The organism is Caproicibacterium sp. XB2 (genome assembly GCF_044880635.1).
Classification (GTDB): Bacteria; Bacillota; Clostridia; order Oscillospirales; family Acutalibacteraceae; genus Caproicibacterium; species Caproicibacterium lactatifermentans.
In genome coordinates, this window is the sequence record NZ_CP173227.1 from 23,415 (window position 1) to 45,356 (window position 21,942).

At 52.7% G+C, this 21,942-nt stretch carries 13 protein-coding genes; 10 read left to right on the forward strand and 3 right to left on the reverse strand.

Annotation, left to right across the window (positions count from 1 at the left end; genetic code table 11):
• Positions 1 to 156: 156 nt before the first annotated feature.
• Entirely contained in the window at positions 157 to 2,820 is a 2,664-nt protein-coding gene (gene ppdK, locus ACIHKT_RS00120) for a pyruvate, phosphate dikinase (protein ID WP_086034836.1), read from the reverse strand.
• A gap of 359 nt (positions 2,821 to 3,179) precedes the next feature.
• On the opposite strand from ppdK, the gene ACIHKT_RS00125 reads away from it, so the two are divergent.
• From ACIHKT_RS00125 to pth, 3 genes are all read left to right on the forward strand, one after another.
• A complete protein-coding gene (locus tag ACIHKT_RS00125; protein WP_236849692.1) occupies positions 3,180 to 4,223 on the forward strand; it encodes a sugar phosphate nucleotidyltransferase in 1,044 nt (347 codons plus the stop codon).
• 203 nt (positions 4,224 to 4,426) lie between these two features.
• Entirely contained in the window at positions 4,427 to 5,383 is a 957-nt protein-coding gene (locus tag ACIHKT_RS00130) for a ribose-phosphate diphosphokinase (protein WP_086034838.1), read from the forward strand.
• Between the two features lie 115 nt (positions 5,384 to 5,498).
• A complete protein-coding gene (pth, locus tag ACIHKT_RS00135) occupies positions 5,499 to 6,107 on the forward strand; it encodes an aminoacyl-tRNA hydrolase (protein ID WP_404352480.1) in 609 nt (202 codons plus the stop codon).
• Positions 6,108 to 6,191: 84 nt separating this feature from the next.
• Here the strand turns inward: pth and ACIHKT_RS00140 are convergent, their stop codons facing one another.
• Positions 6,192 to 7,559 carry a sodium-dependent transporter gene (locus tag ACIHKT_RS00140; protein WP_404352482.1) on the reverse strand — a complete coding sequence of 456 codons (1,368 nt, stop codon included), beginning with the start codon at positions 7,557 to 7,559 and terminating at the stop codon, positions 6,192 to 6,194.
• Between the two features lie 184 nt (positions 7,560 to 7,743).
• Here ACIHKT_RS00140 and mfd point away from each other — a divergent pair, with 184 nt between their 5' ends.
• Both mfd and ACIHKT_RS00150 read left to right on the forward strand, forming a co-directional pair.
• Positions 7,744 to 11,259, forward strand: a complete 3,516-nt coding sequence (mfd, locus tag ACIHKT_RS00145; protein WP_404352484.1) for a transcription-repair coupling factor — start codon at positions 7,744 to 7,746, stop codon at positions 11,257 to 11,259.
• 80 nt (positions 11,260 to 11,339) lie between these two features.
• Positions 11,340 to 12,587, forward strand: coding sequence for a hypothetical protein (locus ACIHKT_RS00150; protein ID WP_174403103.1), 1,248 nt, complete (start codon positions 11,340 to 11,342; stop codon positions 12,585 to 12,587).
• 75 nt (positions 12,588 to 12,662) lie between these two features.
• Here ACIHKT_RS00150 and ACIHKT_RS00155 read toward each other — a convergent pair whose 3' ends face one another.
• A complete protein-coding gene (locus ACIHKT_RS00155) occupies positions 12,663 to 13,829 on the reverse strand; it encodes a hypothetical protein (protein ID WP_157658868.1) in 1,167 nt (388 codons plus the stop codon).
• A gap of 223 nt (positions 13,830 to 14,052) precedes the next feature.
• Here ACIHKT_RS00155 and ACIHKT_RS00160 point away from each other — a divergent pair, with 223 nt between their 5' ends.
• The 5 genes from ACIHKT_RS00160 (at position 14,053) to yfbR (ending at position 21,830) form a co-directional block, all read left to right on the forward strand.
• Positions 14,053 to 14,307: a Smr/MutS family protein gene (locus ACIHKT_RS00160; protein WP_086034844.1), complete on the forward strand. Its 255-nt coding sequence runs from the start codon at positions 14,053 to 14,055 to the stop codon at positions 14,305 to 14,307.
• Between the two features lie 20 nt (positions 14,308 to 14,327).
• The gene (locus tag ACIHKT_RS00165; protein WP_086034845.1) at positions 14,328 to 15,029 is read left to right on the forward strand and encodes an ABC transporter ATP-binding protein; all 702 of its coding nucleotides are present in this window, start codon (positions 14,328 to 14,330) and stop codon (positions 15,027 to 15,029) included.
• A 1-nt stretch (position 15,030) separates the two neighbouring features.
• Positions 15,031 to 18,489 (forward strand): FtsX-like permease family protein, encoded by a 3,459-nt coding sequence (locus ACIHKT_RS00170; RefSeq protein WP_086034846.1) that lies wholly within the window; start codon positions 15,031 to 15,033, stop codon positions 18,487 to 18,489.
• Between the two features lie 85 nt (positions 18,490 to 18,574).
• Positions 18,575 to 20,995 carry a YfhO family protein gene (locus ACIHKT_RS00175; protein ID WP_236849693.1) on the forward strand — a complete coding sequence of 807 codons (2,421 nt, stop codon included), beginning with the start codon at positions 18,575 to 18,577 and terminating at the stop codon, positions 20,993 to 20,995.
• A 253-nt stretch (positions 20,996 to 21,248) separates the two neighbouring features.
• Positions 21,249 to 21,830, forward strand: coding sequence for a 5'-deoxynucleotidase (gene yfbR / locus ACIHKT_RS00180; protein WP_086034847.1), 582 nt, complete (start codon positions 21,249 to 21,251; stop codon positions 21,828 to 21,830).
• Positions 21,831 to 21,942 lie beyond the last annotated feature (112 nt).

Sequence of the window (21,942 nt, forward strand, 5' to 3'; positions counted from 1 at the left end):
GGTGATAATTTTTCTTTTTTATATTATAACAAAAAAGAGGGGCTGTGTATAGGGTACGAAAAGGGCGCAAAAAACCGGTGCTGTCCTTTTGGGGCAGCACCGGTTTTTATTGGTCAGATACAGCAGCCAAAGGATGGCTGCATGTTATAGAAAAACTCAGGCTTTGGCCTTTGCGCGATTTTCTTTGATAGCGGCCTGTGCGGCAGCCAGACGTGCAATCGGTACACGGAATGGAGAACAGGATACATAGTCTAGGCCCGAGTTGTGGCAGAACTCAATGGAAGACGGATCACCACCGTGTTCACCGCAGATGCCGAGGTGCAGCTGCGGGTTGGCAGCTTTACCTTCCTCGGAGCTCATCTTGACCAGACGGCCAACACCCTCTGTGTCCAGATGCACAAATGGGTCAGATTCGTAAATCTTGTTCTCGTAGTAGGAATCCAGGAACTTGCCGGCATCATCACGGCTGAAGCCGAAGGTCATCTGTGTCAGGTCGTTGGTACCATAGCAGAAGAAGTCAGCTTCCTTGGCGATCTTGCCTGCAGTCAGTGCAGCACGCGGAATTTCAATCATAGTGCCGACTTCGTACTTCAGGTCCATACCGGAATCCTTAATAATCTTATCGGCAGTCTTCACAACGGTATCCTTAACAAACTTGAGTTCCTTGGCTTCGCCAACCAGAGGAATCATAATCTGCGGGACAATCTTCTTACCGGTTTTCTTTGTTACATTGATAGCAGCGTTGATGACAGCGGTGGTCTGCATTTCAGCGATTTCCGGATAAGTGACAGTCAGACGGCAGCCACGGTGACCCATCATCGGGTTGAACTCATGCAGAGAGGCGATAACGTCTTTCAGCTTTTCAACGGTGATGTGCAGATCGTCCGCCAGGTCCTTAATGTCGTTTTCTTTTGTCGGCAGGAATTCATGCAGCGGCGGGTCGAGGAAACGAATGGTGACCGGGCGCTCGCCCATGATTTCAAACAGGCCCTCGAAGTCGCCCTGCTGATACGGCAGAATCTTCGCCAGAGCCTTCTTACGGTCTTCTACATTCTCGGCGACAATCATTTCACGCATAGCCTTAATGCGGTTGCCCTCGAAGAACATGTGCTCGGTACGGCACAGACCAATGCCTTCTGCGCCAAAGTCACTTGCCTGCTGGGCATCCTTCGGGCGGTCAGCGTTGGTGTAAACCTTCAGGGTGCGGACCTTGTCGGCCCACTCCATGAAGCGGCCGAAGTTGCCGGTAATGGAAGCCGGAACGGTCGGCAGAGCTTCACCGTAAATGTTGCCGGTGGAGCCGTCAATGGAAATGTAGTCGCCCTCTTTGTAAGCCTTGCCGCCAAGGGTGAACTGCTTTTTGTCATAGTCAACGGTAATTTCGCCGCAGCCAGAAACACAGCAGGTGCCCATACCGCGCGCCACAACAGCAGCATGGCTGGTCATACCGCCGCGGACAGTCAGAATGCCCTCTGCGGACTGCATGCCTTCAATGTCTTCCGGAGAAGTTTCCAGGCGAACCAGAACAACCTTTTCGCCGTTCTTCTTCCATGCCTTTGCGTCCTCAGCGGAGAACACAACTTTGCCACAGGCAGCTCCGGGGGAAGCAGCCAGGCCTCTGCCAATGACTTCTGCTTTCTTCAGGGCATCCGGGTCAAACTGCGGATGCAGCAGAGCGTCCAGCTGATGCGGTTCAACACGCAGGACAGCCTCTTCCTTGTCAATCATGCCTTCATCGACAAGGTCGCAGGCAATCTTCAGAGCAGCGGTAGCGGTACGTTTGCCGTTACGAGTCTGCAGCATATAAAGGTGGCCGTCTTCGATGGTGAACTCCATGTCCTGCATATCCTTGAAGTGATTTTCCAGCTTTGTGGCAATATCCGTGAACTGGTCATACACAGCAGGCATCTGGTCCTTCAGATGGCTGATGGGGGATGGTGTGCGCACGCCAGCGACAACGTCTTCGCCCTGTGCGTTAATCAGGTATTCACCAAACAGCTTCTTTTCGCCGGTTGCCGGGTTGCGGGTAAATGCAACGCCTGTGCCGGAGTTGTTACCGGAGTTGCCGAATGCCATCTGCTGTACGTTGACAGCGGTGCCCCACTCGTACGGAATTTCGTTCATTTTGCGGTAAACGTTTGCACGGGGGTTGTCCCAGCTGCGGAAGACAGCCTTCACTGCTTCAATAAGCTGTACCTTCGGGTCCTGCGGGAAGGGTTTGTGCTCGTTGTCTTCATAAATTTTCTTGAAGACGGCAACCAGCTTTTTCAGGTCTTCAGCTGTCAGGTCGATGTCGCTCTTGTAGCCCTTTTCGGCCTTCATCTTGTCAATTTCATCTTCAAAGAGACTTTTGGAAACGCCCATGACAACATCGGCAAACATCTGAACGAAGCGGCGGTAGCTGTCGTATGCAAAGCGCGGATTGTTGGTCTTCTTTGCCAGGCCTTCCACGGCTTCATCGTTCAGGCCGAGGTTCAGAATGGTATCCATCATGCCGGGCATAGACTGACGTGCGCCGGAACGGACAGAAACCAGCAGCGGGTTTCTGTTGTCACCAAAGGTCTTCCCCGTGATTTTCTCGAGGCCTTTCATGTGCTCGAAGATATCCTTCTGGATTTCGTCGTTAATCTGGCGGCCGTCGGTGTAATACTGCGTGCAGGCTCCGGTCGTAATAGTGAAGCCCTGCGGAACCGGCATACCGGCTGCGGTCATTTCCGCAAGGCCAGCGCCCTTGCCGCCCAGGATGTTCTTCATCGTGATCATATCGCCTTTAAAGGCTTTGTTACCCTCGGTGAAGTAGTAAAGGTACTTGCAGCTCATAGACTGATCCTCCTATAAATTTTTTCTGATTCCTAATAAAACTTCAGGATGAGAAGCAAAATTAAGGATATAAAATCCATATTTAGACTTTCAAACGAAAGCCCAACAAATATTATAGCAAATGTCAGGAGGAAATTCCAGATGAATTTGTGTTTCTGCTGTTAATTTTTTGCGGATTTTTTGACTGGCCCTGCCTTTGGTCCGGCACAAGGCCCTGTTTTCCGCGGAAGCAGCGGAGATTGCGGATAAAGGTCTTGCATTTTGCCGCAGAAATACGTATACTGGTAATGTCTAATTATGACTTTCTTTACTGACAGCAAAAAACTGGCGGGCTGAGGCCCGTCTGCCCGGGAGGTTTTATGGGCATAATGGGAGAACGATACTGTGCAGTGGTTCTGGCTGCAGGGGAAGGTAAGCGCATGAAGGCAGACCGCCCAAAAGTGCTGTGCGAGGTACTATTTAAGCCAATGCTGCGCTGGGTGCTGGATGCCGTGCAGGCAGCCGGCATTCAGGACATCTGCTGTGTGACGGGACACCGCCACGAACAGCTGGAAGCATATCTTGCAAAGATTAATGCTGGTTCGTTTGCTGCACATCCTGTACGGTGTGTCCTGCAAAGGGAGCGCCGAGGCACCGGCCATGCGGTTATGACGGCCCGCGCTTTTTTGGAAAAACACCACGGCGGTCAGGTGCTGGTCTTAAACGGCGACGCACCGTTTATGTCAGCGGAAACCATATCGGATGCGCGACAGATGCACGATGCAAGTCACAATGCTGCAACCGTCGTTTCGGCGAAAGTTGAAAACCCCACAGGTTACGGCCGAATTGTTCGTGACCCAGCAACACAGCTCCTTTCTGCGATTGTGGAGCAGAAGGACGCCAGTTCGGAAGAACAAAAAATTAATGAAATCAATTCCGGCTCCTATTGGTTTGCTGTGGATGACCTGCTGAGCGTTTTGGACGATATTACCAGCGACAACGCCCAGGGTGAATATTATCTAACGGACGCCATTGCGCTGCTTCACCGCAGCAGGCAGGTCAGCGTGTTTCCGGCGAAAGACTCAGCTGCAGTTTTGGGTGCGAACGACTGCATACAGCTGTATCAGCTGAACCAAATCGCACGGGAGCGCGTTCTGCACCGGCACATGGCGGAAGGCATTGCCATCCCTTGCACAGACGGCGTTATTATTGGACCAGATGTCAAAATTGGCGCATATTCCTGCATTTTACCGGGAAGTATCCTGCAGGGGACTACCTCGGTGGGGCAGGACTGCACCATTGGACCTAATACAATCCTGCAAAACGCGTATGTGGAAGACCACGTTTTGCTTAACTCCGTGCAGGTTTACAATAAAAAAGTTGCAGAAGGGGAGATTTTAGAACCCTATTCTGTACTGCGATAGTTGTCAACAACAGGGTGCTTCAGCGGTGGAGCACCCTGCTTGTGCGTGCGGGCCTTTTTGGCCTGTACACAAAATAGATGGAAAGAATAGCAGGGGGCACTTTTTCGGTGGAAAGGCACGCTTTGCGGTGACTTGTTTCCTGCGGAAAAAAGATGCCAAAAGGCAAAAAGACAAATGATTGTTTCAAAACAGGGGGAAAAGAAATGAATTTTCACGGCAAGGATATCAAAATTTTTGCTGGAAACGCAAACCCGGACGTGGCGCGGCAGATTAGTGAATGCCTCGGCCTGCCCATGGGCAAAAGTGAAGTCACCACTTTCAGCAACGGCGAAATCTCCGTTTCTCTGAAGGAATCGGTGCGCGGTTCCGACTGCTTTATTGTGCAGTCCACCTGCTCTCCGGTTAATGACAACCTTATGGAATTGCTGATTATGATTGACGCCATGAAGCGCGCTTCGGCTGCCCGCATTACGGCTGTCATTCCGCACTTCGGCTACGCCCGCCAGGACCGCAAGGCAAAGGCCCGTGACCCGATTAGTGCAAAACTGTGTGCCGATATTATTGAAACTGCCGGCGCCGACCGTGTGCTGACCATGGACCTGCACGCGGCGCAGATTCAGGGGTTTTTCAACATTCCGGTTGATCACCTGCGCGGAGCACCGCTGCTTGCTTCCTTTATGAAAGAACGTCTGGGTGACCATGTGGATGATTACCTTGTCGTTTCCCCTGACTTGGGTTCTGTCACACGTGCGCGTGATTTTGCGGAGCGCATCGGCACCCCTATGGCCATTGTTGACAAGCGCCGTCAGCGTGCCAATGAATGCGAAGTCATGAACATTATCGGTTCCGTTGAAGGCAAAAAGGTCATTATCGTCGATGATATGATTGATACTGCCGGTACACTGTGCAATGCGGCACAGGCCATCATGGAGCACGGCGCGGTTTCCGTCACTGCCTGCGCAACCCATGGCGTTCTCTCTGGCCCGGCCATTCAGCGCCTGCAGGATTCTGTCCTGAAGGAAGTTGTTCTGCTGGATACCATTCCCCTGCCGCCGGAAAAGCGCATTGATAAAATCACAGTGCTGCCGACTGCACCGACTTTTGCCGAAGCAATCGAGCGCATCTATGAGGATAAACCGGTTTCTCCGATGTTTATTTAATTTTCGCTTAAAAATGCATTAAAATTACAAAATAAAAAAGAACAGGGTTGCCGCAAAGCACCGAAAAACCGGTGCCGTCCGCGGCAGCCCCTTTTGTGTTGAGGCATCGTATATTATGTTATTTTCTAAAAATTCCTTTTCTGCGGGACCGGTCGAGTGGATACTGGCCGGTTTGGGCAACCCCGGCAGCCAGTATGAGGGTACCCGGCACAATACCGGCTTTATGGCACTGGATACCATTGCAAAGAAAGCCGGCGTTTCCATAGATAAGCTGCAGTTTCAGGGACAGTGCGTCCAAGCTGTGGTGGGCGGCAAAAAAGTTTTGCTGCTGAAGCCCTCTACCTATATGAATCTGTCCGGCCAGAGCGTGACCGCGGCCATGCGCTTTTATAAGCTGCCGCCAGAACGCACCATTATTTTCTTTGACGACATTTCTCTCCCCTGCGGCCGGCTGCGTCTTCGCCGAAAGGGCAGCGACGGCGGGCACAACGGCATGAAAAATATCATTTATCTTGCCGGCAGTGACCAATTTCCCCGCGTGAAAATCGGCATCGGTGCCAAGCCGACGCCGCAGTGGGATTTGGCGGACTGGGTTCTCAGCCGTTTTTCGAACGAGGACAGCCAACAAATGCAACAGAGCTTTCAGCACGCGGCTGAGGCAGCGGAGCTGCTGGTCAATGGCAAAATGGTGGAGGCCATGAATCTTTATAACGGAAAAGGTTAAAGAAAGCTGTAAAAAGCGTATAAAGAACGCCGCACAACTGTAGAATGCAGTGTACGGCGTTTTCCGTTTAGCTAGACAGAACGGTCAGAGCTTAATAATTCCCAGGGAGTTCAGCACACTGGAAACCAGAATCAGAATAATAAAGATTGGCGCAATCCATTTAATCATGACATTGCACAGCTTTTCACGGCGGAACTTCGAGCTGATGGTTACTTCGTCGTCAATCGTCTTCATGCCAACAACCCAGCCGACCAGGATACAGGTGAACAGAGCGACCAGCGGCATAAGAATGCTGTTGCTGATAAAGTCAAAGAAGTCTAGGAAATCAAAGCCGAACAGGGTTACACCGGACAGCGCGCCGAAGCCCAGCGAAGACAAAAGGCCAAGCACCACGGAAATTGCCAGTGTCAGTATGGAGGCTGCCATGCGGCCAATGTGCAGTTTGTCCTGAAAAATGGACACAACCGTTTCCATCAGTGCAATCGAAGAGGTTAAGGCCGCAAACAGTACCAACAGGAAGAATGCCGCACCGGCAATGACTCCACCGAAGCCCATGCTGCTGAATACCTTTGGCAGCATGACGAACATCAGCCCAGGGCCCTGCTGCAGCTGTGCCTGGCTGCCGCCGGAGAAAGAAAATACGGCTGGAATAATCGTCAGGCCGGCCAGCAGAGCAACACCGGTATCAAAGATATCTACCTGTGTGGCAGATACTTCCAAATCGTCTTTCTTACTGCAGTAAGAACCGTATGTAACGGTAATACCCATGGCAAGGCTCAGGGAATAGAACAGCTGGCCGAGTGCCGCAAGCACGGTATTGACGGAAAAATGGGAGAAGTCCGGAATCAGATAATATTTGACGCCGGCCATGGCGTTTGGCAGCGTCAGGGAATACACGGCCGTGACAATACTCAGGATGAGCAGCAGAGGCATCAGGGTGCGGCTGACTTTTTCTACGCCTTTTTCCACACCAAGCATAACGATGATGGCCGTTGCAATCATAAAGACCATAAACCAGACAATGGGCTCCGCTGTCTGACCAATGTAATTTGAAAAGAAGCCGTCTTTTGAGGAAGCACCGGCTTGGCCGGAAATAAAGACACCAAAATACTTGAAAACCCAGCCACCGATAACGCAGTAATACGGCAGAATAATAATCGGCACAATGGAGGCAAGGTATCCCAGCCACTTGAAGCGGTGGTCCAGCTTGCCATACGCTTCAATAGCGGATATATGCGTTTTACGGCCAATAGCGAACTCTACGATCATCAGACTGAAACCAAAGGTGACAGCCAAAATGATGTACACAAGCAGAAAGGCGCCGCCTCCGTACTTTGCCGCAAGATACGGAAAGCGCCAGATGTTCCCCAGACCTGCCGCAGAACCGGCCGCCGCCATCACAAAACCGATACGGCTGGTAAAGGATGCACGGCTTTTTTGTTTCTCTTCCATAAAAATCCCCCTCAGAACACTGCTTTAAAGCAGTAAGCATTTAAACTTGGAAACTTATAAATTTTAATCTCTATTATACCATAAGGCCCCAAGAACTGCAAAAAAATATGAGTATCTGACTTTCTGCCTTTTCGACAGGAAAAATGGACCTATTGTTTTATGCTTGACAGAACAGGAGAGCACTATGAAATTTATTGCAAATGCCCTTTCCCATATGGGAGAATATCAGACTTTGCTGGAGGCTGTGCGCCAGCATAGGTTTCCGGCGGCGGTTACCGGATTGTCCGGCATCCATAAGGCAAACCTGATTTATTCTCTGTGGGTGCATACCGGCCGCCGGGTGTTCCTTATTGCCGGCGACGAACCGGAGGCAAATCGGATGGCAGGTGACCTTTCTGCGCAGGGAATGCGTGCCCTGTATTATCCGGTGAGGGACTTTACGCTGCGCGGCGATGAAACCGCTTCCCATGAATATGAACACAAACGACTGCAGGTGCTGTCCCGCCTGACGGCCGGCGGCTGTGATGCCGTTATCTGCTGTATCGACGGCGCCCTGCAGGATACCATTCCACCGGAGGAACTGCGCAAGCGCACACGAACCCTTGCGCCCGGAGATACCGTTGCTCCGGAGAAAGTGGAAAAACTGCTGCTGAACTGTGGCTATGAGCGTGCGGCACAGGTGGAAGGCCCTGGCCAGTTTGCCCGCCGCGGCGGCATTTTGGATCTTTTTTCACCGGGAAACAGTACCCCCGTGCGTGCGGAATTTTGGGGAGACGAAATCGACACGCTTTCTTCTTTTGATACACAAACACAGCGGCGAACGGTTCCAGTCGACAGTGTCTGCATATCTCCGGCAGCGGAAGCCCTGGCGGATAATACAGCCTCGCTGGCAGCGCGGCTGCGCAGGATTGCATCTTCTCTGCGGGGGAAAAATGCACCGCTCGCGCGGCCAATTTTACAGGAACAGGCTGATTCTCTGGAACAGGGTGTGGCCCTTTCATGCATGGACAAATTCCTGCCGATTCTGTATGACCAGCCAGCCTGCCTGCTTGACTATTGCGCAGAAAACGACCTTTTATTTGTCAGTGAAACCGTCAATGTTAAAGAAAAAATGCGCACAGCGCAGCTGCACTGGAACGAGGACCTGAAAGGGTATCTGGAGGAGGGCGTGCTGTGCAGACATTTAGACGATTACAATCAAACATGGACCGACGCACTGTCCTATTTTGAAAAGCGGGATACCATTTTTCTGGATACCTTTGCCCGCGGCAGTTATGAGATTCCTGTTCAGACACTGCTCAACTTTACAGCCCGTCAGCTTTCCGTTTGGGGAGGTTCCGTGCAGGTGCTGACCGAGGACCTGTCCGAAATGCTGCGCAAAAAATGGTCTTGTGCGGTATTGGCCGGCAATGAGCGCAGCACGCATACCATCGTGACCGACCTGCTTGCCGCGGGCATTAACGCCTACTATACAGAGGATACACAGGAAATTGCGCGCGGTGCGGTCGCAGTGCTGCCCGGCTCCCTTTCAGCTGGCGCGGAATGGCCCGGTGCCTTTTTGGGAATTCTTACGCATGGCCGGCTGCTGCAGTCCGACGGCCGCCGCCGCAAAAAGCACAGCAAAAACAGCCGCCCGCTTAGTTCTCTGTCTGAGCTGCAGCCGGGGGATTATGTTGTGCATGAAAGCCACGGCATTGGTATTTATCAGGGTATACAAAAAATAGATACCCACGGTATTGTGAAAGATTATCTGAAAATTCAGTATGCCAAGGGAGATATCCTGTATGTTCCGGTGACACAGCTGGACCTTGTCAGCCGCTACATTGGGCCGCGGGAGGACGCTTCCATGCATCTGCACCGGCTGGGCGGCACCGAATGGGAAAAAACCAAAACGCGTGTCCGCCGTGCGGTGCGCGATATGGCAAAAGAATTGATTCAGCTGTATGCAGCGCGTATGCAGGCAAAAGGCTTTGCTTTCTCCCCCGACTGCGATATGCAGCGTGACTTTGAAAGCCGGTTTGAGTTTGATGAAACCGATGACCAGCTGCGCTGCGTTGAGGAAATTAAGGCAGACATGGAGAAGCAGGCACCCATGGACAGGCTGCTTTGCGGGGACGTGGGCTTTGGCAAAACAGAGGTTGCTCTGCGCGCGGCATTCAAATGTATTTGTGACGGCAAACAGTGTGCGTTGCTGGTGCCGACGACCATTTTGGCATGGCAGCATTATCAAACTGCCCTGCGCCGTATGGAGGGCTTCCCTGTCAATATTGAGCTGCTGTCCCGCTTCCGTACCCCTAAACAGCAGCAGAAGATTATCGATAAGCTGCACCATGGCAGCATTGATTTGATTATTGGCACACACAGGCTCATCAGCAAAGATGTGGAGTTCCGCGACTTGGGTTTGGTAATTATCGATGAGGAACAGCGCTTTGGTGTGGCACAAAAAGAAAAACTCAAGCACCTGTGCAACAATGTCGATGTGCTTACCTTGTCGGCAACGCCGATTCCGCGTACCCTCGACATGGCCATGTCCGGCATTCGGGACATGAGCGTTCTGGAGGAAGCCCCCCATGACCGTCATCCAGTGCAGACGTATGTCATGGAGCACGATGAGGGCGTTTTGGCAGACGCCGTCCGGCGGGAACTGCGCCGCGGTGGGCAGGTTTACTGGCTGCACAATGATGTTGCTTCCATCACGCGTGTGGCAGCACGGCTGAAGGCCCGTGTGCCGGAGGCACACATTGGCATTGGTCACGGCAAAATGAGCGAACAGGAACTTTCGGAAGTATGGCGGCAGCTGATAGACCACGAAATTGATGTACTGGTCTGTACCACTATCATTGAAACCGGCGTAGATGTGCCGAATGCCAATACCTTAATTATTGACAACGCGGACCGAATGGGCCTGTCACAGTTGCACCAGATACGCGGCCGTGTGGGGCGCAGTTCCCGCCGGGCCTACGCGTACTTTACATTCCAGCCGAATAAGGCACTGTCCGAAATTGCCCAGAAACGCCTATCGGCAATACGTGAGTTTACGGAGTTCGGCTCTGGTTTTAAGATTGCCCTGCGGGACTTGGAAATTCGCGGCGCGGGCAATATACTGGGAGGAGAACAGCACGGTCACATGGAGGCGGTTGGCTACGAAATGTACCTAAAGCTGCTGGGCGATGCCGTGGCTGCCGAAAAAGGAGAGGCGCCGCCGCAGGGCGAGGAGTGCGTCATGGACTTGCCGCTGCAGGCACATATTTCGGAGTCGTATATCAGTGACAACAGCGGCAGGCTGGAAATGTACCGCCGCATTGCGGATATCCGCAGCGATGCGGACGCGCTGGATGTGACCGATGAACTGATTGACCGCTACGGTGACCCGCCCAAAAGTGTACAGGGCCTTATTCAGATTGCCCTATTGCGCAACATGGCCGGTTTGTGCGGTGTAACCGAAGTAAAAGAAGGACAAGGGCAGCTGCAGCTGTACCAGAAAAAGCTGAATATGCAGTGGATTTCCCAGCTGTCGGCACGTTATCCCGGCCGTGTGCTGGTTAATGCGGGCCAAAAACCCTATATTGCGGTTCACCCACAGCCAGGCGAAGATATTTTGGCACTGCTGAAAGACATTTTGGAAAGCAGCCCTGCCGCACCGAGTGGTTCATCCAGCAAAGCAAGCGCAAAACAAATGGACAAATGTACCTCTGTGTAGTATAATTTATCTGTTATATCCGCTTTTGTATATCAGGAAATACAGTCCATAAAATCTGACAATCGGAGAGTGTAGCAGCAATGAAATTAAAGAGATTTACGGCTGGTGTTTTGGCCTGTGCGCTGGTTGTCGGTGCCGCCGCCGGCTGCACCATTGGCAAAGATGAGTCCTGGTGTGCCAAGACCGCGAACTTGACTCTGCCTTCTGGTGTTTATATCTATGAACTTTACAACGCCTACAGCGAGGCACAGAGTAAAACCACCACAGCTGACATGAAAAAAGCAAAAATCGACAACAAGGACGCCATGACGTGGGTTAACGACCGCGCAAAGCAGCTGACGAACGAACTGTTCGTCCTGAACGACAAGATGAAGCAAATGAAGCTGAGCCTTACTTCATCTGAAAATTCCGCCGTAGAGCAAGCTGCGCAGAACGCATGGGCACAGCAGTTCTCCAGCACGCTGGCGGACAAGCATGTGTCCGAATCATCTTTCCAGACGGCGTATGCGGAATATATCTATCAGCTGCGCAAGGTCTTTATGGGCACCTATGACGCCGGCGGAAGCAAGGCAATCCCCACCAGCACCCAGAAAGATTATTTTGAAAAGCACTACTCAGACATTGAGTATATGTTTGTGCCGCTGGAAAAGCCGGCTTCTTCCGCATCCAGCGGTGCCGTTTCCTCCGCTGCCTCTGCCGCAGCCGGCAGCGCCGCCGCCACTTCCAGCGGAACAACAGCGATGACGGCGTCCGAAAAAGCGGCCCTGAAAAAAGAGTTGGACGGCTACCTTTCCCAGATTCGCGGTGGAAAAACGACACTAAAGGCCGCCAGCACGTCCTTTGCCAACGCCCACGGAACCTCCGACACTTATCAGGCCATGACCGGGGACATGGATTCCTCCACAGTGGCTTCTTCCCTGCCAACGGATATGATTTCTGCCGTGAAGGGAATGAAGGCCGGTGAAACACGTCTGCTGGAAGCTTCCTCTTCCTACTATGTCCTGATAACGAAAAACGACATTAAGGAAAAGACAGATTCCTTCCTGAAGAACGGCGACAACCGCCTGCAGCTGCTGTACGCGCTGAAGGGCGAAACATTTCTCCAGGATATTGAAAACGAAGCAAAGTCCTATAAAGGCGCCACATGGAACGACGCTGTAACAAAGAAGTTTACGGCGGACCTTTACTATACGGCGCCCTCCAGCACCGCTTCCGCAGCTTCTGCTGCCGCGCCGGTTTCCTCGGCAGCAGTCAGCAGTACTGCTTCTTCCAAAGCGTCCAGTGCTTCTTCCAAGGCAGCCAGCAGTGCAGCTTCCTCTAAAAAATAACTGCTTTCGTAAAAAAGCGTAAAAAATGCCGTCCCGGAAAATTCCGTGGACGGCATTTTTGTATGCAGTCAAAGATTAAAACAAAACCAATGTATTGTTGCGGACCGCACAGCGGCCTTCCAGCTCCGTGGTGTGCCCGGTTTGTGTATCCAGCAGGTGATAAAACAGAAGGCTGTCCTTTCCGTCACAAAGGATATCACGCAGCAGTAGCCAGCGGTCATCCAGACAGGCGGCCAGCTGTCCAAGGCTTCGGCTGTAGACCGTGTCAAGGGTACTGTTTAGAATTCCCTGTACATGGGTGCGTCCGTCCGGCAGGTCGCTCAGCTTGAAAAAGTGTCCGTTTTCCGCAAGAAAGGAAGCGTCCTTTTCCGAGGGAGAAAGATTGAGGGAGGCGGCCCGGCGCTTCGCGCCGGTGTGTTTGCTTATCGCGAGAAGCTGCTGATCCTGTGTCGGAAAATATTGGGCGCGGAAATATAAGGAATCCCGGTCCTGTCCGGCACAGCGAACCATACCATCAATTCCCGCCCGCAGGGTGCAGGTCATGGGAACTTCGGGGCACTCCGCTTCAATGGAGGAGAGAAACTGCTGCAGTGTGCACAGCCAAACACGGTCCTCGACAGGGGCGGAAACCCACTCACGTTCCAGAAAAGCTTTTTGCTTTTCCTTCTCGGTTCCCCATGCTTTTACGGCCAGCAGCCGGCGCTCACCGCCTCCATCAAACGGAATCAGCTGGGCACCGGCACAAATACGCGGGTCCCGAATGGACCAGCAGCAGTCCTTTTGCAGGTCATAAAGGCTTGCCGCCTGCCCAAAACCGGTGTGGCGGCGGTATTCCAAAAACAAAGAGGCGTCCCGCCGGCTGGCATGGGAGTACAGAACGACGTGGTCTGCATCCAGTGCGCAGCATCCGGCAAAGTTTCCGGCAAAGCGCACGCGGGAAAGCTGCTCTTCTGCACCGGTGTGCTTATTTAGCTTCAGTATCCATGCTTCACTGTCCCCGTTTTCCATGACGACAAGGACAGAGTCGGGAAAGGCAAAGGAGTGCATTCGGTATTCTGGTTTCATAATGAGGTAGGAAGCCAACGTGCGGCTGCTTTTTGCCGCTTGGCTGTAAACCAGCAGGGAAAGCCGGTGACAGCCCGGAGCGTTGGTTTCGCGGGTGTAGTACAAGTGCTCCCCGCCAATTTCAAGAAGCCTGTCATTGCAAGAAAGCAGGGTACGGCGCAGGTCTGCAGTTTTCACGGTTTCACCTTCTGTACAGGAACGAATTTGTCGAAAAAATAGGATAAAAGCATTATAACACAGTTTCTGCTTTTTTGCAGGTGCGGCGGCTTGAATCGTATTCCTTTTCGGCGGGGAACCGAGTATAATAAGGGTAGTAAACGCACAAGAAATAAGAGGATAAATCCTTTTTGGGGGCATGTCTGTTCCCAAAAGGTTCCTATAGGGAAAGAAGTAAAAGAATATGACGGAATACCGGCATGGCTCTGTAGTAGAACTGGACATTCACGGTGAAACGCGGGAAAGCGCCATGCACCTTTTAACACACTGGCTTTCCCATACACCGGCTGATGTGCAGGAGGTACGGGTGATTCACGGCTGCCACGGGGGCACGGTCCTGCGGGACATGGTGCGCAGGCAGCTGAAGCACCCGCGCATTGCTTCCAAACTCATTACGCTGAACCCCGGTGAAACCAGACTAATTCTGAAAAAAGGCTGAAGACGAAACGGAGGAAATACATGGCATACGTTTCCTTTACAGATGTACGCAAGGAGTACCGCATGGGCGACACGGTCACTGCTGCGGCAGATGGTGTAAGCTTTGAAATAGAAAAGGGCGAATTTGTCGTTATGGTTGGCCCAAGCGGCGCTGGAAAAACGACCATACTCAACCTGCTGGGCGGCATGGACAGCTGTACCTCCGGTAAGATTCTGGTGGACGGCAGGGACGTCAGTGCCTGCACGGAGCGCCAGCTGACGGAGTACCGCCGGCATGACGTGGGCTTTGTCTTTCAGTTTTACAACCTGATACAGAATCTGACGGCGCTGGAGAATGTTGAGCTTGCCTCCCAAATATGCCGCAGTCCGCTGAACCCGCGCAAAGTGCTGGAACGGGTGGGCCTTGGCGAACGAATGGACAACTTTCCGGCGCAGCTTTCCGGCGGCGAGCAGCAGCGTGTGGCCATTGCGCGCGCACTCGCAAAGAATCCAAAACTTTTGCTGTGCGACGAACCGACCGGTGCACTGGACTATGTGACGGGTCGGCAGGTTTTGCAGCTGCTGCAGCACACCTGCCGTGACAACGGCCGCACGGTTGTGGTCATTACGCACAACCAGGCGTTTGCCGCTATGGCGGACCGTGTGATTCATATTCATTCGGGAAAAGTGCAGAAGGTTACCCGGAACCCCGCTCCGCTTCCGGCAGAAAGGATAGAGTGGTAGTATGAAGGCATACGGAAAATCCATCCTGCGTTCCTTTTTCCACTCCGGCCGGCGTTTCTTTGCTATTTTTGCGATTGTAGCGCTGGGCGCCGGTTTTTTTGCGGGCATTTCCTCTGCGGCGCCGCAGATGCGCAGTACGGTAGACGGATACCTTGACCAGCAGAATACCATGGATGTGGAGCTGCTTTCCACGCTTGGCTTTTCCGAGCAGGATGTGCAGGCGGTGCAGAAAAGTCAGGGTGTGCAGGCGGCAACGCCCTCTTATGTGGAGGACGTCATGAGCCGCATCGGCGAATCGGACGTTAGTGTACGTGTCCATGCACTGCCGCAGAATGGAGCGAACGTCATGAACCGCCCCGTGCTGATTTCCGGCCGCTGGCCGAAAAATGGGCAGGAATGCGTGCTGGACAGTCAGCGTCTTATGCCTATTTCCCTCGGGGATTCCATCACCCTGCAGGAACAAAATGGGCAGAAAAATCTGAAGTACACGAAGCTAAAGGTTGTTGGGCTGATACAGTCACCTTTATATGTCAGCTTTTCGCTGGGTACGACCAATATCGGCAACGGACAGCTCGGTCATTATCTGTATGTGCTGCCACAGACTTTTTCTTCATCGGCGTATTCCTGTATGTATGTCACGGCAAAAAATGCAAAAGAAGTCAGCGCCTTTACGGAAGATTATCAAACAAAGGTGTCTGCCGTGTGCAGTACGCTGACATCTTTGGGCAAAACGCGTGCGCCGCTGCGCCGAAGTGAAGTGACCGCCAGTGCGCAGAAAAAGCTGGACGCAAGCCGAAAAACCTATGAAACGCAGAAAATGGATGCACAGAAACAGCTGGCATCCGCGCAGAAAAAGCTGACCACTGCCGAAACACAGATAGCGGCAAACGAAAAAAAGCTAGCAGAGGCCCGTCGGCAGACAGCCGCTGGTGAAAAACAGCTTACACAGGCAAAAACGCAGTATCAGCAGGGGCTTACAGAATATACAGCGCAAAAAAAGCAGGCAGAAAGCCGTTTTACCGCCGCCGAAGAACAGCTGCGGAGCGGCCGTGAAGCATTGGCACAGGCACAGCAGAAACTAATGGCCAGCCGTGCGGAGCTGACCTCACAGGAAGCAAAGCTGTCAGATGCAAAAACGGAGCTGGCGGCCCAAAAGCAAAAGCTTACTGCGGCGCAGACACAGCTGGAGCAGTCGCGGCAGAAACTGAAGGGCGCTTCCACCGCGGTGGAACAGGCGCGGGCGGCGCTTGCCCAGCTGGAGACGGCCGGACAGGGTGCCAGTACCGAAGCGGCGGCACTGCGCGAACAAATAGAAGCCTATGACAAAGGAACCCAGCAGCTTGCCGCATCTGAAAAAGAACTCAACGAAAATCGTGAAAAATGGCAGCGGGCACAGGAACAGTATGAGAAGCAGGCTGCCGCCGCACAGCCAAAGCTGCAGGCTGCCCACAAAAAGCTTGCAGAGGGGGAAACGCAGATTTCCGCTCAAAAAGCGAAGCTTGCAAGCGGTGGGACCGCCTACCAAAGCCAAAAGCAGCGCACGGAACAGCAGCTGGCGGAGGCTGCACAAAAGCTTTCTGCGGCAAAAACGCAAATCCAGCGAAATACCCAAAAGCTCGCCGCAGCCAAAGCGGAAACAGAGGCCGGACAGAAAAAACTGAATGCTGCCTCGGTGGAGGTACGCAAAAACCGCGCCGCCTTTGAAAAGAGCCGCACACAAACACAGGAAAAGCTTGCCGCAGCCGAAAAACAGCTGACAAACGGTGAACAGCAGCTGCGGCAGGTGAAAATGCCGGTGTGGTATGTGCTGGACCGGGACAAAAATGTCGGTTTCCATAGCTTTACGCTTGACGCCGACCGCATGCAGTCTATTTCCCGCCTATTCCCTGCCTTTTTCTTCCTGGTCGCGGCGCTGGTCGTGCTGACGACCATGACACGCATGGTGGAAGAAGAACGTATCGAAATCGGTGCCTATAAAGCAATGGGCTTTTCGGAGCGGTCCATTGCGCGCAGGTACCTATTGTATGCACTGCTGGTCAGTGTGCTGGGCAGTGTCACCGGCGTTGTCATTGGATGTTTGACACTGCCGCCGGTTTGTTGGAACGCTTACCGCATTATGTACAGCGCGCCGCCCATGACCGCGCACGTTGTCCCATTTTATGCGCTGATAGGCTGCCTGCTGGCGGTGGGTGTTACCCTGCTGTCCACATGGGGTGCGTGCCGGGCAGTCCTGTGCGAAAAAACGGCGGCGCTTTTGCAGCCAAAGGCCCCGAAACCCGGCCGCCGAATTTTGCTGGAACGTTTGACACCACTGTGGAAACACATGAATTTCACAGCAAAAGTCACAGCGCGCAACCTGTTCCGCTATAAAAAGCGGCTGATTATGACGGTTGTTGGAATTGCCGGCTGCACCGGGCTGATTCTTACGGGATTCGGTATCCGCGACAGTGTGCGCCATGTGGTATATGACCAATACTACAGTGTCAACCAGTACAATACGGTCATCAGCCTGCAGGACGGCGGCCTTTCCACCGGCGCAAAAAGGATTATGCAGGACTCCTCGCAGTTTCAGAAATGGATGCTGTACACCAACCGTTCCGTGGATATTTCCAACCCGTCCGGAACGTCTATGACTGGCAATCTGATGGTGCCGCAGAATGCGGCGGGCCTTCAAAAATTCGTTCATTTGCGGGACCGCCGGACACACGCCCCGGTCGCTTTCGGCAGCAACAGTGTGGTGGTGACGGAAAAACTGGCGGACCGGCTGGGCCTGCGTGTCGGCGGCCATGTGGTGGTTCCGGACGGCAGCGGAAAAAAACGGACGTTTACGGTAACCGGCATTACGGAAAACTATATTTATCACTATGTCTATATTGCACCGGCTGTTTACCAAAAAGTGACCGGTGAAACGCCGAAAACGAATGGTGTGTGGGCCAGCACTGTGCAGCCGCAGAGTGCACATGAAACACTCAGCCGAAAGCTGACACAGCAGAGCGGCGTGCAGACAGTGGCCTTTTTGGACGATATCACAGCGACCTTTGACAACATGATTCGTGCACTGGATGTGATTGTTCTAGTACTGATTTTGTGTGCGGGAATGCTTTCCTTTGTTGTGCTGTACAACCTAACCAATATCAATATTACGGAACGCACACGGGAAATGGCAACTCTGCGTGTGCTGGGCTTTTATGAGCGGGAAAGCGCCGCGTATATTTACCGCGAAACAACGGTGCTTACGGCGCTTGGCTGTATTGGCGGGCTGTTTCTGGGCGTGCTGATGCACCACGCTGTGATTGCCACGGTCGAGATAGATATGTGTATGTTCCCGCGCACCATTGACCCGCTGTCTTACTTGTGGAGCGTGCTGCTGACGGCAGCCTTCACGGCCGCGGTCGATTTGCTGATGTATCCCCGCTTCCAGAAAATCAATATGGTGGAGAGTCTGAAATCCGTGGACTAAAAAACGGAAACCCTTTCTTTCTGCGGCCTGAATTGTGTTATAATGAGAAAACAAAATACTCATATTTCCGGCAGGAGGCGGTGACTTGGAACGTTTGCAGAAACCGGAGCAGCACAACTATATACTGCGGGCCTTTTTATTGGGGTTGGCAACTGCTGCGGTTATCTTTATTCCGTTTATGATTTATGATAAGGGCTATTTCCTTTTCTATGGAGATTTTAATGTACAGCAGGTGCCCTTTTATCAGATGTGCCACGATGCAATCCGCAGCGGAAACTGGCGCTGGAGCTGGACAACGGACCTAGGGGCCAATTTTGTCGGCTCCTATACTTTTTACCTATTGGGCAGCCCGTTTTTCTGGCTGACCATGCTGTTCCCCAGCGCAGCGGTGCCCTACTTGATGGGACCGCTGTATATCCTAAAGTTCGGCTGCGCCTGCGCGGCCGGCAGCATCTATCTGCGCCGTTACTGCAAAAGCGGCGATTTGGCGGTTTTGGGCGGCATGCTGTATGCTTTTTCAGGCTTTTCCGTTTATAACGTCTTTTTCAATCATTTTCACGAAGCCATTATTTTCTTCCCGCTGTTCCTGTGGGCAATGGACGAATATATGTATCACCGACGGCGGGGCGTGTTTGCGCTGTGCACCTTCCTGTGCTGCTTTGTCAATTACTACTTCTTTGTGGGACAGGTTGTTTTTGTCATCATCTATTGGCTGGTGCGCTGGTTTGCACATGATGAACAGTACCGCAGCATCAGCGGCAAGGACTTTGCCCTACTGTGGGTGGAGGCCGTTCTGGGAGTGGCGTGTTCCTGCATACTACTGCTGCCGACGCTGTTTGCCATTTCACAAAACAACCGTGTCAATGACCCCAGCAACGGCTGGAATGCACTGCTGTATGACCGCAACCAGCGTTATCTGCATATTTTCAGCTGCTTCTTCTTCCCACCCGACCTGCCGGCTCGTGCTAACTTCACGCCGGACAGCGACAGCCAGTGGGCTTCACTGGGAGCATGGCTGCCGCTGTTCAGCATGAGCGGCGTCATTGCAGCGCTGCAGTCCCGCAAAAAAGCATGGTATAAAACACTGTTGACCGTACTGTTCTTTATGGCGTTTGTGCCAGTTTTAAACAGCGCGTTCCAGCTGTTCAACGCTTCTTATTATGCGCGTTGGTATTATATGCTTGTACTGATGATGGTCCTGGCAACGCTTGCCTGCCTGCAGCGGACAGATGTGGACTGGGGCCGGGCGATTCGGTGGACATTGGGCATTACGCTGGCGATCGGTCTTTCTATCGGTCTAATGCCGAACATCACCAGAACCGATACCAACGACGGCCGGAAAATACAAACGATTTCCTACGGACTGGAAAAGTACCCCACCCGCTTCTGGGCTTATGTGGCCATTGCGCTGGTTAGTCTTCTTTTGCTCATTATTATTTTCCGATATTACCGCCGCCATAAAAAAATATTTCTGCGTATGGCTACGGTCGGTGTAGCATTTATCGCGGTTATTTACAGTCTGTTCTACATTACAACCGGAAAAACGCAGAGCGATGACACACACAATGAGATTATCCCCTATGCGCTGAACAAGGGTGATGACATTCACCTGCCAAGCGACGGCAAGCAGTTCTGTCGGCTGGACGTGTACGACGGCATGGACAATCTCCCCATGTACTGGCAGCGCCCGACGATTCAGGCGTTCCACAGCATTGTTCCCGGCTCCATTATGGATTTTTATCCCACCGTTGGAGTTACGCGCGATGTGGGCAGCCGACCCAGCACAGATGTGTATGCGCTGCGCAGCTTTCTGAGCTGCCGGTGGCTGTTTGACCCCATCAACCACGGGGAGAACTTTATCGACTCTGCCACCTCACAGGCGCGTATGCCCGGCTGGGAGTATTACGCAACGCAGAACGGCAGCAAAATTTATGAAAACCAGTATTTTATTCCCATGGGGTACAGCTATGACTCTTATATTACCCGTAAAGAGTATAACGCCTTGCCGGAGGGAGACCGCAGCTTGGCGCTGCTGAAAGCGCTGGTTGTCGAGGACAAAGATGTGTCAACTGCAAAGGCTACCTTGACGCATTACAGCAATATCAGTGCGGCTTCCTACACGGAGCAGGCCTACTTTGTGGACTGTCGGTCCCGCGCGGCCACGACCTGCAGCAGCTTTACAACGGATAAGCTGGGCTTTACCGCCAAAGTGACTGCGGATAAGCCGCGGCTGGTGTTTTTCAGCGTGCCGTGGGAGGGCGGCTGGAGAGCCTCGGTGAACGGCGCCGCGGCATCTATCCAAAAAGTAAACGTTGGCTTTATGGCGGTGCAGGTGCCGGCGGGTACTTCTACTATCCGGTTTACCTATCAGACGCCCGGGCTGAAAGCCGGCGGTGTGGTTACGGTAGCTAGCTTTGCCCTGCTGGGTGGGTACGTCTATATAACAGATGACAGAAACCGCTGGCACAAAAATAAAACTGCGGAGCTGCCAAAAACTTCAGAATAAAACTTTTTTCGCAAATTCCTGTAAAAAGACAGGGCCTTATGCAGATTTTCTGCATAAGGCCCGATTTTTATTGCTGTTTTGTATAAAAATTTATTGAAATTAGCGTCTATATAGATAGAAAAAGCAAGAACACTTGCTTTTTTAGTCCCATTTGCTGTAAAATAATCAATAAAAAGTTGCACATACTACAAGGCAGTCAAGAAGCAGTCAAGAAACCTTTCTGCACCTGCCGGGCAACATGAGGGGAAAACAGATGTATCATTTTTTTGCAAAGCTGTCGCGTATGCGGTATATTATGCGCTGGGGCCTGATGCGTAATGTACGCAGCGAAAACTTGTGTGAGCATTCCTGGGAAACGGCGGTGCTGGCGCACGCCCTTGCAACGCTTCGCAACCGGCGGTTCGGCGGTCATGTGGACGCACAGCGCGCAGCGGTGCTGGCCCTGTACCACGATGCACCGGAGATTTTGACAGGAGACCTGCCGACACCCGTTAAATACGCCAGCGGTGCCATCCATGCCGCCTATGAAAAAGTAGAGCGGGAAGCACAGCGGAACCTGCTGGGCTTGCTGCCGGCTGACCTGCGGGAAGACTATGCGCCTCTGCTGCGGCAGGACGACCCAGCCGACGGGGAACTGCTGCAGTTGGTGAAGGCGGCCGATAAACTGAGTGCCCTTATTAAGTGTGTCAACGAGCGCAGTATGGGCAACAGCGAGTTCAGCCGTGCAGAGGAAAGTACACGTGCGGCGCTGGCGGAAATGAAGCTGCCGGAAGTAAACCTGTTTGTGCGGGAATTTTTGCCAAGCTACAGTTTGACGCTGGACGAACAGATATGACCTTTTTCGGCAGGGACACAAAAATAGTTCTTTATTAGAACATTGTTGCCCTCGTTTTTTAGTATACTGAAACAGAATATCATGTATCTTGTCCTTTGAATGAACCAACAGT

Bases quoted from the DNA above. Each gene is read 5' to 3' on its own strand.
- ppdK (WP_086034836.1), bottom strand. From the start codon at position 2,820: ATGAGCTGCAAGTACCTTTACTACTTCACCGAGGGTAACAAAGCCTTT.
- ACIHKT_RS00125 (WP_236849692.1), top strand. From the start codon at position 3,180: ATGGGCATAATGGGAGAACGATACTGTGCAGTGGTTCTGGCTGCAGGG.
- ACIHKT_RS00130 (WP_086034838.1), top strand. From the start codon at position 4,427: ATGAATTTTCACGGCAAGGATATCAAAATTTTTGCTGGAAACGCAAAC.
- pth (WP_404352480.1), top strand. From the start codon at position 5,499: ATGTTATTTTCTAAAAATTCCTTTTCTGCGGGACCGGTCGAGTGGATA.
- ACIHKT_RS00140 (WP_404352482.1), bottom strand. From the start codon at position 7,559: ATGGAAGAGAAACAAAAAAGCCGTGCATCCTTTACCAGCCGTATCGGT.
- mfd (WP_404352484.1), top strand. From the start codon at position 7,744: ATGAAATTTATTGCAAATGCCCTTTCCCATATGGGAGAATATCAGACT.
- ACIHKT_RS00150 (WP_174403103.1), top strand. From the start codon at position 11,340: ATGAAATTAAAGAGATTTACGGCTGGTGTTTTGGCCTGTGCGCTGGTT.
- ACIHKT_RS00160 (WP_086034844.1), top strand. From the start codon at position 14,053: ATGACGGAATACCGGCATGGCTCTGTAGTAGAACTGGACATTCACGGT.
- ACIHKT_RS00165 (WP_086034845.1), top strand. From the start codon at position 14,328: ATGGCATACGTTTCCTTTACAGATGTACGCAAGGAGTACCGCATGGGC.
- ACIHKT_RS00170 (WP_086034846.1), top strand. From the start codon at position 15,031: ATGAAGGCATACGGAAAATCCATCCTGCGTTCCTTTTTCCACTCCGGC.
- yfbR (WP_086034847.1), top strand. From the start codon at position 21,249: ATGTATCATTTTTTTGCAAAGCTGTCGCGTATGCGGTATATTATGCGC.